This window comes from Metapseudomonas cellulosilytica, from assembly GCF_049334135.1.
Classification (GTDB): Bacteria; Pseudomonadota; Gammaproteobacteria; order Pseudomonadales; family Pseudomonadaceae; genus Metapseudomonas.
The window spans coordinates 1-12,706 of the sequence record NZ_JBHZGN010000026.1 but is presented as its reverse complement, the minus strand read 5'-3'; the positions used below and the strand labels follow the sequence as shown (position 1 = coordinate 12,706).

General features: G+C 63.3%; 12 protein-coding genes. 9 read left to right on the top strand and 3 right to left on the bottom strand.

Annotated elements, in window-relative coordinates:
• Position 1: 1 nt before the first annotated feature.
• From ACFW0H_RS24895 to ACFW0H_RS24875, 5 genes are all read left to right on the top strand, one after another.
• Entirely contained in the window at positions 2–1,102 is a 1,101-nt protein-coding gene (locus ACFW0H_RS24895) for an ABC transporter ATP-binding protein (protein ID WP_422916524.1), read from the top strand.
• Between the two features lie 192 nt (positions 1,103–1,294).
• Positions 1,295–2,380 carry a LacI family DNA-binding transcriptional regulator gene (locus ACFW0H_RS24890; protein WP_422916523.1) on the top strand — a complete coding sequence of 362 codons (1,086 nt, stop codon included), beginning with the start codon at positions 1,295–1,297 and terminating at the stop codon, positions 2,378–2,380.
• A 230-nt stretch (positions 2,381–2,610) separates the two neighbouring features.
• A complete protein-coding gene (locus ACFW0H_RS24885) occupies positions 2,611–2,805 on the top strand; it encodes a DUF4160 domain-containing protein (RefSeq protein WP_422916592.1) in 195 nt (64 codons plus the stop codon).
• A 3-nt stretch (positions 2,806–2,808) separates the two neighbouring features.
• Positions 2,809–3,294, top strand: a complete 486-nt coding sequence (locus ACFW0H_RS24880) for a DUF2442 domain-containing protein (RefSeq protein WP_422916522.1) — start codon at positions 2,809–2,811, stop codon at positions 3,292–3,294.
• 121 nt (positions 3,295–3,415) lie between these two features.
• Positions 3,416–3,922: a GNAT family N-acetyltransferase gene (locus tag ACFW0H_RS24875; protein ID WP_422916521.1), complete on the top strand. Its 507-nt coding sequence runs from the start codon at positions 3,416–3,418 to the stop codon at positions 3,920–3,922.
• Between the two features lie 55 nt (positions 3,923–3,977).
• Here the strand turns inward: ACFW0H_RS24875 and ACFW0H_RS24870 are convergent, their stop codons facing one another.
• Positions 3,978–4,823, bottom strand: coding sequence for a D-amino-acid transaminase (locus ACFW0H_RS24870; RefSeq protein WP_422916520.1), 846 nt, complete (start codon positions 4,821–4,823; stop codon positions 3,978–3,980).
• 36 nt (positions 4,824–4,859) lie between these two features.
• Entirely contained in the window at positions 4,860–5,333 is a 474-nt protein-coding gene (locus ACFW0H_RS24865; protein WP_422916519.1) for an Lrp/AsnC family transcriptional regulator, read from the bottom strand.
• A 175-nt stretch (positions 5,334–5,508) separates the two neighbouring features.
• On the opposite strand from ACFW0H_RS24865, the gene ACFW0H_RS24860 reads away from it, so the two are divergent.
• From ACFW0H_RS24860 to ACFW0H_RS24845, 4 genes are all read left to right on the top strand, one after another.
• The gene (locus tag ACFW0H_RS24860; RefSeq protein ID WP_422916518.1) at positions 5,509–6,765 is read left to right on the top strand and encodes a Zn-dependent hydrolase; all 1,257 of its coding nucleotides are present in this window, start codon (positions 5,509–5,511) and stop codon (positions 6,763–6,765) included.
• 76 nt (positions 6,766–6,841) lie between these two features.
• Positions 6,842–8,068: a diaminopropionate ammonia-lyase gene (locus ACFW0H_RS24855; RefSeq protein WP_422916517.1), complete on the top strand. Its 1,227-nt coding sequence runs from the start codon at positions 6,842–6,844 to the stop codon at positions 8,066–8,068.
• 95 nt (positions 8,069–8,163) lie between these two features.
• Positions 8,164–9,810, top strand: coding sequence for an APC family permease (locus ACFW0H_RS24850; RefSeq protein WP_422916516.1), 1,647 nt, complete (start codon positions 8,164–8,166; stop codon positions 9,808–9,810).
• Between the two features lie 10 nt (positions 9,811–9,820).
• A complete protein-coding gene (locus tag ACFW0H_RS24845; RefSeq protein ID WP_422916515.1) occupies positions 9,821–10,987 on the top strand; it encodes a M20 aminoacylase family protein in 1,167 nt (388 codons plus the stop codon).
• 583 nt (positions 10,988–11,570) lie between these two features.
• Here ACFW0H_RS24845 and ACFW0H_RS24840 read toward each other — a convergent pair.
• On the bottom strand, positions 11,571–12,706 hold a 1,136-nt coding region (locus ACFW0H_RS24840), incomplete at its 5' end, for a CoA-acylating methylmalonate-semialdehyde dehydrogenase (RefSeq protein WP_422916514.1).

Here is a 12,706-nt window from a genome sequence, read left to right as displayed (position 1 = left end):
AATGGCAACTCTTCAGATTGATGGCGTGAGCAAGAGCTACGGCGATATCAAGATCCTCAAGCGCGTCGACATCGAGATTGATCCGGGCGATTTCCTCGTCCTGCTGGGGCCATCTGGCTGCGGGAAATCCACGCTGCTGAACCTGATCGCCGGCCTGGACGAGATTACTGATGGCGAAATCCGCATTGCTGGCGAGCGGGTCAACGAGCTGTCGCCGAAGGATCGGGACATCGCCATGGTGTTCCAGTCCTATGCGTTGTACCCGACCATGAGCGTGCGCGAGAACATCGAGTTCGGCATGAGGATCCGCAAGGTACCGGACGCCGAGCGCACGGAAGCGGTGAAACGCGTCGCTGCCCTGTTGCAGATCGAACCGCTGCTGGATCGCAAGCCCTCGCAGCTCTCTGGTGGCCAGCGCCAACGTGTAGCCATGGGCCGGGCACTGGTGCGTAATCCCAAGCTGTTCCTCTTCGACGAGCCGCTGTCCAACCTCGATGCCAAGCTCCGAGTCGATATGCGCACCGAGATCAAGAAGCTGCACCAGCGTCTGGGCACCACCATCGTCTATGTCACCCACGACCAGATCGAAGCCATGACCATGGCCACCAAGGTGGCGGTGATGAAAGACGGTTATGTGCAGCAACTGGCGGATCCCGAGACCATCTATGACACCCCGGCTTCGGTGTACGTGGCGAAGTTCGTCGGCTCTCCGGCGATGAATATCATCCCAGCCACCTTCCGACTGACTGATCAGGGTACAGAGGTACGTCTGAGTCGACCGGACGGCAGTGTGATCAGTCTCCGAGATGTCGCCATCTCAACCGAGGCGGCGCGCCAGTATTCCGGGCGCGACGTTCTGGTTGGCATACGCCCGGAAACCTTCCACACCGCACCGGCGGCAGAGGAGGGCGCCTTCGAGGTGGACGTGGATGTGATCGAGCCCACAGGGCCCGACACTCTGGCGTTCTTTACCCTCGGAGGAACGGAGGTGATCGCGCGTCTGGAGCCGCGGAGCGTCCAGTCCGGACGCAGTGCCCGCCTCAACGTCAACATGGCCAAGGTCGTGCTGTTCGACCGCGAAACCGAGAAACGCATCCAGTGATAGCCATACCCGGGAGGGGAATTACCCTCCCGGGCCGGCTGCCTTGGGGAAGAGGAGGGGGCTGCCGTTCCGATTATCGAATTAAGGCACTCAGGTTGAAGAAAGCTGTGTCGGCGTTATGCCTGGGTGCCTTTTTTGACAACCAATATGCCATGGGCCTGAAGGCCAACACATTTGGCAGAGGTGATCTTGATGGTCTCGATGAAGGACGTTGCGCGAGAAGCGGGGGTGTCCCAGCCAGCGGTTTCCTACGCCTACAGTGGCTCGACCAAGGTGTCTGCAGCCCAGCGCGAGCACATCTTCGCCGTAGCGGAGCGCCTTGGGTATCCGGGGCCGGATCTACGGGCCAGAGGCCTTCGCTCAGGACGTATCGGGGCTATCGGCCTGGTGGTCATGGATCAGCTTTCATACGCATGTGATGACCCGTGGGCGACGGCACTGCTGCGGGGTATCAGTAGCGTCAACGAACTGTCCAACGTCGCTCTCACGCTGTTTCCGATGAATAGCCGCCGGCTGGAGGAAGAGGGTCACGGAGGCGACGTGCATTTGGCTGTGCGAGGGCTGGTGGACGGTCTGATCATTTCGACGCTGCCCGATGATCATCCGACCGTGCAGTATGTGATTAAACGCAAGGTGCCCTTTGTAGTGGTCGACTCTCCTCGCATCGAAGGCGTTCATTACGTTGGTATTGATGACCGCAGTGCCGCCCGCGAACAGATGCGTCACCTGTTGGAGCTGGGACATCGCAAGATCGGTGTATTGCTTGAACGCCTCAAGCCCGATGGGTACCGCGGCATGGTTGATCAGCGGCGCTTCAATCGCTCCACCGAGTTGATCGTTCGCGAACGTCTCACCGGCTACCTGGAGGAGGCTGCGGAAGTCGGTCTTGGTTTCGATGACCTACAGATCATCGAGGCTGGGGGGTTTGACCCTCTGGTTGGGTATTCCGCAGCGACGACATTGCTGCGCAAGCAGGAAGCGACGGCAGTCGTGGCTTGCTCGGATGTCATGGCGCTTGCCTGCATGGCGGCAGCACGTGACCTCGATATGGATGTACCCAACGACGTCTCCATCATCGGGTTCGACGATATTCCCGAAGCCACGAGCAAGGGATTGACGACCATCCGGCAACCGTTGCTGGAAAAAGGTGAATGCGCCGCTCGCTTCCTCACCGAGATTCTGCAAACACCTCCTGCCCCCGATGAGCCACCCAAGATCAAGATCTACCCGACTCGGCTGGTTGTCCGCATTTCGACTGCCAGACCTCCAAGATCCTAAGAGGCCGCAGTCTTTCCACCGCCTTCGCCCAAATTGAGTCAGTTGCTATCAAGCCAGAAATGAGCAGGCATCCTGGCACGTAGGATCGGGTCGGCCTCGGCTTGGTGCTCGTCAGCTGACAAGCCCGGGTGTGTCGGCATTGGTGCCACCAACAGCTCGGTTCGAGCCTGTTCAGAGGCGCCCGTTGTAAGAATGGCAGTACTCGACAGGAACACTGTTCCTAGGGAAGAATTTTCCCGGACGACCACGCGCCGCCGCACTTCCATGTGCAAACGCCCGACGGCGAGTCGCTGGTGGAGCTCAATGGGCTCAAGGTTCTCGGCAAAGGTGCCGAGCCCAAGGCCCTGAAGGCCGCCCTGGCTTGGGCGGCTGACCACACGGCTGATTTGCAGCGCGTGTGGGATGAGCAAAACCGGAGGTACTGACCCATGACCAGCAAAGCCAAGATCAACAGCGTGGAGCCCATTGCCGGCAAGCATGCCTTGCTGGTGGTGTTCGCCAACGGTAAGCGCTACCGCGTTGACCTGCGCGAGCACATCCGCAGCTTCACAGTCCTCAAGCCACTGGAAGACCTGGCGCTGTTCAGCACCGCCCAGGTTGGTGAGTGGGGCTTCGATGTGACCTGGGGCGATGACCTGGAACTGGCGGCTACCACCCTGCACCGGCTGGCGCTGGAGCAGGCTGGTGAGGTGATGCCCGCTCAGGCGTTCAAGCGCTGGATGGCCGCCAACAAGCTGTCGTTGACCACTGCCGCCGTCGAGTTGGGCTTTACCCGCCGCACCATCACTGCCTACAGCAGTGGCACGGCGCTGATTCCCAAGCATGTGGCCTTGGCCTGCAAGGGCTGGGAGTTCGAGCACAAGGGCAAGAAGGCGGATAAAGCTGAGGGTAAAAAGGCGCGGCGTATCGCTTGATGTTCGGCTGCTCGTGGTCGCCTCGGCGTTGATTGCGGAAACTCTCCGAAGCGATTCTGAAGGCAGTGCGCAAGTATCTGCGGTCGCAGTTCGCGCCCGCGTCGAGCGAGTGAAAATTACCGTGAACCTATCCATCCGCAACGAACAAGCTGGCGACATCGAAGCCATCGCACGGCTCACCGCCGCAGCCTTCGAAAGCGAGGAGCATTCGAGCCACACCGAGCAGTTCATCGTCAATGCACTGCGCCGTAGTGGCCACCTGACGATCTCGCTGGTAGCGCTGGAGGGCGACGCCCTTGTTGGCCATGTCGCCATTTCTCCGGTCACCCTCTCGTCCGGTGTGTCGGGCTGGTATGGCCTGGGGCCGATTTCCGTTCGGCCGGATCGGCAAGGGCAGGGCATTGGCTCGATGTTGATGAATGCCGCGCTCAGCGAGTTACGGCGCCTGGGTGGACGCGGGTGCGTTCTGCTGGGGGACCCCGGCTATTACGGACGCTTCGGCTTCCTGGCGCATCCCGGCCTGGAATTGCCCGGCGTTCCGCCGGAATACTTCCAGGCGCTTTGCTTCGGTGACGAGCTACCCGTTGGCGTTGTGAGTTATCACGCGTCATTCGACGCAACGGAGTAAGCCGCTCCCAAGGGGCCTGCAAAGCATAGGCTGCAGAACCTTCGCCTGCGCCCTCTCAGCCGACAACTCGCTTGATATAGGCGTCCCTGAGCATTCGTGTGAAGGTGCCGGGCTTGCCCGACCCGATGGGCTGGCCGTCGATGGAAATCACCGGGTAGACCAGTGTGGTCGATGAGGTCACGAAGGCTTCGGCCGCCTGTTTCGCCTCTTCGAGGGAAAAGGCCCGCTCTTCGATGCGGTACCCGCACTCCTGGATGACCGGCAGCATGCTGGACCGGGTAATCCCGGGAAGGAGCGCCGGGGACAACTCCCGTGTCACGATCGAACCCTGGGCGGTCAGGATGAACGCGTTGTTCGAGCTGCCTTCCGTCACCAGTCCGTCGCGGACCAGCCAGGCGTCATCCGCGCCCAGTTGCCTGGCCGCCTCCTTTGCCATGCAGGCGTAGAGCAGCTGGGTGGTCTTGATGTCACTGCGTTGCCAGCGCAGGTCCGGCAGGCTGATGACCGAAAGCCCGCGCTTGGCGATCGGGCTATCCAGAATGGCCTTCTCCTGCGTGTAGATGACCCAGGTACAGGGCGTCGACTCATCCGGATAGGTGAAGGTGCGGTCCTGCACGCCACGGCTGACCTGGACGTAGACCAGGCCTTCGGTCAAGGCGTTGAGCTTGACCAGCCGCGCGTGGATCGCGGCCAGCTCGGCTTCATCGAAGCTGGCGACCATGCCCAGTTCCAGGAGCGAACGCCGCAGCCGTGCCATATGGGCGGCGAAATCGATCAGGCGCCCGCCGATCACCGCGGTGACTTCATATACCGCGTCGCCGAACATGAATCCACGATCGAAGACGGAGACCTTGGCTTCGTGTTCGGGAAGGTAAACGCCATTGAGGTAGACAGTGCGCATGGTTGGCTGGGCCTTTGCTGGTGAGGGCCGGTATCGCTAGTGGCTCGCGGCGTTCGCCGGGACCTTGAGACCTACCTTCACGTTGCTCATCGACACGAGCGTCTTGAACCGCTTGACGTTGTTGCTCTCGAAAAACAGTTCCCTCGTGAGCTCGGTGTACTGCTCCATGTTCTTCACCAGCATGACCAGTACGAAGTCGCATTCACCGGCCACGTAGTAGCACTGCTGTACCTGGGGGCATGCCAGGAAGCTGCGCTTCATGGCGTCCAGCAGGTCCAGGCGCTCGCTTTCCACCTCCACCTCGGTGATGACCGTGAGCGCGTAGCCCAGGCGCGAGGGGTCCACGACAGAGACTGTCTTTCGTATGACCCCATCGGCAGTCATCTTCTTCAGGCGGCGATTGACGGCGGCGGACGACAGGTTCACCTGGGCGCCCAGGTCTTGCTGGGAGGTGGTGGCGTCCTGCTGGACGGCCTCCAGCAGTGCATGGTCGAACTGATCGAGGCTCATTTCGGAATGCTCTGAATGGGATATCGGCGATTGGCCTGTAAATGAAATAAAAGTTCATCAAGTGGCCAAAAATCAAGAAATAAGTGCGAGGTTGCAGGAATAACATTTACCCGTCTACCAGAAACCCAGCGACCCATGGGCTGCACCGCCCTCGTGTCCCGCACCGGAGAGTCCGATGAGCAAGTGTCCCGAGCTTCGCCTGAATGGCCCGATTCTGCTCCAGCAGATCCGCACCCTGGGTGAGATAGGTGCCGACCCGGTCAATGGTGGCCGTACCCGTATCGCCCTGACCGATGCGGAGAAGGCGGGCCGCGACCAGCTCGTGGCCTGGATGAAGGCGCTTGACCTGGACGTCCAGGTCGATCGCATCGGCAACATCTTCGGCACCCTTCGCTCCGCCACCGACGAAGGACACCAGGCTCCCCTGATGATGGGCTCCCACATCGATACCGTGACCAACGCCGGCGCCCTGGATGGCTGCTACGGGGTGTTGGCGGGGCTAGCCGTGGCCCGTGCGTTCCGCGAGGCGGACGTGCTGCCGTCGCGCTCCATCACCATCGGTGCCTTCACCAATGAAGAGGGCGTCCGTTACCAGCCGGACATGATGGGCTCGCTGGTCCATGCCGGCGGCATGACGGCCGACGACGCCCTGGCAACCATGGGCACCGACGGCACCCGCCTGGGCGACGAACTGCAACGCATCGGCTATGCCGGCGACCTCGAGCCGGGTTCCATCGTGCCCCATGAATATCTCGAGCTGCATATCGAGCAAGGCCCGATCCTGGAGGCCGAGGGCACCCTGATCGGCGTGGTCGAGAACCTGCAGGGCATCTCCTGGCAGCAGGTCGTCGTGCAGGGCAATGCCAACCATGCGGGCACCACCCCGACCCGTTTGCGTCACGATGCCGGCTATGTGGCCAGCGCCGTGGTGGCCGAGCTGCGCCAGATCGCCAGGGACTCGGGTGGCACCACCCTGGCGACCGTCGGCTGCATGAGCTTCGAGCCCAATGTGATCAACGTGATTCCACGCAAGGCCAGCTTCACGGTGGACCTGCGCGACCCTGACGAAGAACTGCTGGTGGCCGCCGAACGGCGCCTGGAAAAGTTCCTGGCCCTGATCGCGGAGGAGGAGGGCGTGCGGATCAGCAGCGAACGCCTGGTGCGTTTCCAGCCGGTGATCTTCGATGCCGGTCTGGCCGATGAAATCGAAGCCTGTGCCAGTCGCTTCGGCTTCAGCCACAAACGCATGACCTCCGGCGCGGGTCACGACGCCCAGATGATCGCGCGAATCGCGCCGTCCGCAATGATCTTCGTGCCCAGCCGGGGCGGCATCAGCCACAACCCTCGCGAACACACGGATGACGATCAGTTGCTCAAGGGCGCCGAGGTGCTGCTCGACGTCGTCGTCCGGCGCCTCAACGCCAGCCACTGATCCACTGACCCTTTCCAAGGCTCGCCGGCGTTCCTGGCGGGCATGCCCCCGGCTTTGCCTGATAAAGGAGCTGCCAATGTTGATCGCCAACCGCAACGCCAAGCGTGAAACTTACCCCGATGAGCTGAAGAGCGTCATGAGCATCCAGAAGGCCGATGAGAGTCGTGCCTGGCTTTCCCAATGGCCGCGTCTTAACAGCGCCGGTACGCCGCTTTACTCCTTGCCCGACCTGGCCGCGGAACTGGGGGTGGCGGACATCCTGGTCAAGGATGAATCGGAGCGTTCGGTGCTGGGCAGTTTCAAGGCGCTGGGTGCCCCCATCGCCCTGGTGCGCCTGATCCTCCGCCGGTTCCCGGAGCAGCGCTTCGAGGCGCGCGGCCTGCTGGCGGGTGAGTACAGCGCGGCGCTGGCCGATTTCACCGTGATCAGCGCGACCGACGGCAACCATGGCCGCGCCCTGGCGGCGGCTGCCCAGAGCGTCGGCTGCCGCTGCGTCATCGTGCTGCATGCCAACGTCAGCGTCGAGCGTGAAGAGGCCATTGCGGCCTACGGCGCCGAGATCGTGCGGATCAGTGGCAATTACGACGAGTCGGTCGAGGAAGCGGCTGCACTCGCCGAAAAGAACGATTGGCTGGTGGTTTCCGACACCTCCTATGACGGCTACGAGGAGATCCCGCGCGATGTGATGCAGGGTTACGGCAGCATCGCTGCCGAGATCATCGAGGCGCTGGCCCAGCGTCAGGGCCGCGGCCCGGCGTTCACCCACGTGTTCCTGCAAGGCGGCGTTGGCGGACTGGCGGCGGGCATCGCCAGCTATCTCTGGGAGCTGTACGGCCAGCAGCGCCCGACCTTGATAGTGGTCGAGCCGGAACAGGCCGATTGCCTGTACCAGAGCGCCATTGCCGGCAAGGCGGCCAAGGCGACCGGCTCGGTGGATTCGCTGATGGCGGGCCTCGCCTGTGGTGAAACCTCGCCGCTGGCCTGGAAGTTCCTGCAACCTGGCGTCGACTTCTTCATGACCATCGAGGATGACGAGGCGGTCAATGCCATGCGCCGCCTGGCTGCCGGCAGCCAGCGCGATATCCCGCTGGTGGCGGGCGAGTCGGCGGTGGCCGGGCTCGCCGGGCTGGTGCGGATCGTCGCATCAGGCAGCCTCGCGTCCGATGTCGGCATCGATGGGCAGTCCCGCGTCCTGCTGATCAGCACCGAAGGCGCAACCGCTCCGGGCGTCTACGCCGAGCTGGTTGGCGAAACCGCCGACTCCGTCCTGTCCCGCCAGAAGGCCTGGTCGCCCAAGGCCTGACTTCCACCCTCCCTGCAATCCCTTGCCCCACGGAGAAGAGACCGCGGTCTCTTCTCCGCGGACAACTCCGCACAAAAAAAACAAAGGAGTGCGAAATGCAAACCACCAAACGCAACATCGGGTCATGGTCGCTGATGCTCACCGGCCTCGGCTCCATCATCGGTTCCGGCTGGCTGTTCGGCGCCTGGCACGCTTCGGCCATCGCGGGCCCGGCGGCGATCCTGGCCTGGATCATTGGCGCCGTCGTGGTGCTGGCGATTGCCCTGACCTATGCCGAGATGGGGGCGATGTTCCCCGAGTCCGGTGGCATGGTCCGCTATGCCCGCTACTCACACGGTTCGCTGGTAGGTTTCATGGCCGCCTGGGCGAACTGGATATCCATCGTCTCCGTGATCCCGATCGAGGCGATCGCTTCGATCCAGTACATGGCGTCCTGGTCCTATCCCTGGGCCCAGGCACTGGTCGAGAACGGTGAGCTGACAACCCCCGGTCTCTGGGCGAGCGCGGCCCTGGTGCTGGTCTACTTCGCCTTGAACTACTGGGGGGTGAAGCTGTTCGTGAAGACCAACTCGGCCATCACCCTCTTCAAGCTGATCGTGCCGGCCCTGACAGGGGTCGCCCTGATCTACGCGGGCTTCAATCCGGAGAACTTCGGCGACGGTTCGGTCAAAAGCTTCGCGCCCTATGGCTGGTCGGCGGTGTTCACGGCCGTGGCCGCGAGCGGCATCGTCTTCAGCTTCAACGGCTTCCAGAGCCCGGTGAGCCTGGCGGGCGAGGCCCGCAATCCAAGCCGCAGCATTCCGCTCGCGTTGATCGGCTCCGTGCTGATCGCGCTGGTCATCTACGTGCTGCTGCAGGTCGCCTTCATCGGTGCCGTCAGCCCGGACAGCGTCGCGGCGGGTTGGCACAGCCTGAACTTCACCTCGCCGCTGGCCCAGCTCGCCCTGGCCCTGAACCTCAACTGGCTGGCAATGCTGCTCTACCTCGATGCCTTCATCAGCCCTTCGGGGACCGGCTCGATCTACACCGCGACCACGGCCCGGATGATCTACGCCATGGAGCGCAACAACACCATGCCGAAGATCTTCGGAACGCTGCATCCCCTCTATGGCGTGCCCCGTGCGGCCATGTGGTTCAACCTCGCGGTGTCCTTCGTGTTCCTGTTCTTCTTCCGTGGCTGGGGCACGCTGGCGGCGGTGATCTCGGTAGCGGTGATCATCTCCTTCCTGACCGGCCCCATCAGCCTCATGGCCCTGCGCCGGAGCGCCCCTGAAGTGCCTCGTCCGCTGAAGTTGAGCGGGATGAGCCTGGTGGCGCCGTTCGCCTTCGTCTGTGCATCGCTGGTCCTGTACTGGGCGCGCTGGCCGCTCACCGGCCAGGTCATCCTGCTGGTCGTGGGCGCCTTGCCGATCTTCTTCTACTTCCAGGCCAAGGCTGGCTGGCAAGGTTTCAGTCGGGACCTGCGTGCCGCTGCCTGGCTGATCGGCTACCTGCCGGTGATGGCCGCGGTTTCGTACCTGGGTAGCAAGGAGTTCGGTGGCATCGGTCTGTTGCCGGAAGGATGGGACATGCTGGTCGTGGCGCTGCTGGCCCTGGCCTTCTACCACCTCGGTGTGCGCAGTGGTTACAGAACCCAATACCTCGACGAAGGCGTCGCCTGGCGCATGACCGCCGAGGAGGACGCGAGGGCATCCGATCATTGCGCAGGGGCGACCGAACGCCCTGCCGTCACCCAGCAATAGGAGCAAGCAAATGGTTGTTGATCAGGAATTCCAGCAGAGACTCACCACATGGCGGCATGCCTTTCACCGGCTGCCCGAGACCGGCTTCGAGGAATTCAACACGGCGGAAAAGGTTGCCAGGGTCCTCCAGGGCTTTGGCCTCGAGGTACATCGCGACATCGGCGGGACCGGGCTCGTGGCCAGCCTGACGGTCGGCGAGGGGAGGGGCATCATCGGCCTGCGGGCCGACATGGATGCCCTGAACATCGCCGAGCAGGCGCCGGGCCGGCAACACGCCTCGCAGATCGCAGGAAAGATGCATGCCTGCGGGCACGATGGCCACATGGCGATGGTGCTCGGCGCTGCCGAGTTGCTCTGCACCCGCCGCGACTTCAACGGCACCGTGCGCTTCATCTTCCAGCCAGCGGAGGAGCATGGTCGCGGCGCCAAGGCGATGATGGCCGACGGCCTGTTCGAGCGCTTCCCCGTCGATGCCATCTACGGGGCGCACAACATGCCGGGCATGCCCGCCGGCCATATCGCCACGCGGGTGGGGGGGATCATGGCGAGCGAGGACAACTTCGTCATTCGCATCCAGGGCAAGGGCACCCACGCCGCCAGGCCGCACATGGGCATCGACCCGATGGTGATCGGTGCGCAGATCGTCCTGGCGCTCCAGACCATCGTCTCGCGGAACCTGGACCCCAGCCTGCCCGCAGTGATCTCCTGCACCGAGTTCATCACCGACGGCATCCGCAACGCGATCCCCACCCACGTCACTATCAAGGGGGATACGCGGAGCTACAGCCCAGAGGTGCAGCAACTACTGGAAACCCGCATGCGCGAGATCTGCATGGGCGTCTGCGCCATGCATGGCGCGACCTGCGAATTCGAGTACACCCATGAGTTCGCACCCACCGTGAACTGGGCCGACAACACCGCCTTCGCCGTGGCGGCGGCGCGCAATGTGGTGGGTGAGCAGGCGGTGGATGGCGAGGTATCGCCGATGATGATTTCCGAGGACTTCGGCGCCTTCATGCAGAAGGTGCCCGGCAACTTCGTGTTCATCGGCAATGGCGCGCCGGGCGAGGCGGGGGCGACGCCGCTGCACAATGCGTGCTACGACTTCAACGACGCCATCCTGGGTATCGGCGCCCGCTACTTCGCGGAGGTGATCCGCATCAGTTTGCCTCGATAGTTGGTTCTCTACGGGGGCTCTGTCCAGGCGATGCTGTTCATTTGAACTCGTTGCCTGGATAGAGCGAAGGAGCTGTTCAGCTCGTAGGATGGGTGGAGCGGAGCGATACCCATGCGGACAGGGCTGATGGGTATCGCAAGCTCCACCCATCCGTAGCGCTGTTTCGCCCCCCCGTTAGTGAAAGTCCACGTATAGCCCCCTCGAAGGGGCGATGCCAACCCGGACTCCGTAGGTTGGTGCCGAGCGCAGCGAGGCCCAACAACCCGCAAGTCGCTGGGCTTCGCAGGCTCAGCACCAGCCTACGAAAAGCATTCGGTCCGGCTACTTTGGCCACCTATGTCTTACACCTTTCAGCCCAAGTTCAAATAGAAAAGGCCGCCAGTGTGCGGCGGCCAGGTCTCCAGCTTGTGGCTTTCGACCAAGTAACCTCTGTCAGGGACCCCCGGGTCTCGTGCTGGGGAGCTCGAGTCACGGAGGAGCCGCAGATCGCGGAGGCGATCTGCGGGTGCGAGTGGTGTCGGCACCAAGCAGCCCGACACAAGTTGAGTAACGACACCTCTCGTACGCGTCTGCCGTCCAGGCCTCAACCGTTGCTGGGGAAGGCGAACTGGGCGGCTTCGTGACTGGCGCGCTTGGGCCAGCGCTGGGTGATGGCCTTCTTGCGGGTATAGAAGCGCACGCCATCCGGGCCGTAGGCGTGCAAGTCGCCGAACAGCGAGCGCTTCCAGCCGCCGAAGCTGTGGTAGCTGACCGGCACCGGCAGCGGCACGTTGACGCCGACCATGCCCACTTCGATCTCGTCGCAGAACAGGCGCGCGGCTTCGCCGTCGCGGGTGAAGATGCAGGTGCCGTTGCCGTACTCGTGGTCGTTGATCAGCTGCATGGCCTCTTCCAGGCTGCCGACGCGGACGATGCAGAGTACCGGACCGAAGATTTCTTCCTGGTAGATGCGCATGTCGGCGGTGACGTGGTCGAACAGGGTGCCGCCGACGAAGTAGCCGTCCTCATGGCCGGCGACGCGGTAGCCGCGGCCGTCCACCACCAGCGTGGCACCGGCGGCCACGCCATCGTCGATGTAGCCGACCACCTTGTCGCGGGCGGCGGCGGTGACCAGCGGGCCCATGTCCAGGCCGCAATGGGTGCCGGCACCGATCTTCAGGCCCTTGATCTGCGGGACGAGCTTGTCCACCAGGGCGTCGGCGATCGGGTCGCCCACGCAGACGGCGACGGAAATCGCCATGCAGCGCTCGCCGCAGGAGCCGTAGGCCGCACCCATCAGCGCGCTGACGGCGTTGTCGAGGTCGGCGTCGGGCATCAGCACGGCGTGGTTCTTGGCGCCGCCCAGGGCCTGCACGCGCTTACCGCGCTTGGCGCCTTCGGTGTAGATGTACTCGGCGATCGGGGTCGAGCCGACGAAGCTGATGGCTTTGACGTCCGGCGCTTCGATCAGCGCATCCACCGCTTCCTTGTCGCCGTGCACCACGTTCAGCACGCCCTTGGGCAGGCCGGCCTGATGCAGCAGTTCGGCGATCAGCAGGGTGGAGCTGGGATCACGCTCGGACGGCTTCAAGATGAAGGTGTTGCCGCAGGCGATGGCCAGCGGGTACATCCACAGCGGCACCATGGCCGGGAAGTTGAACGGAGTGATGCCGGCGACCACGCCCAGCGGCTGGAAGTCGCTCCAGGCGTCGATGTTCGGGCCGACGTTGCGGGTGTATT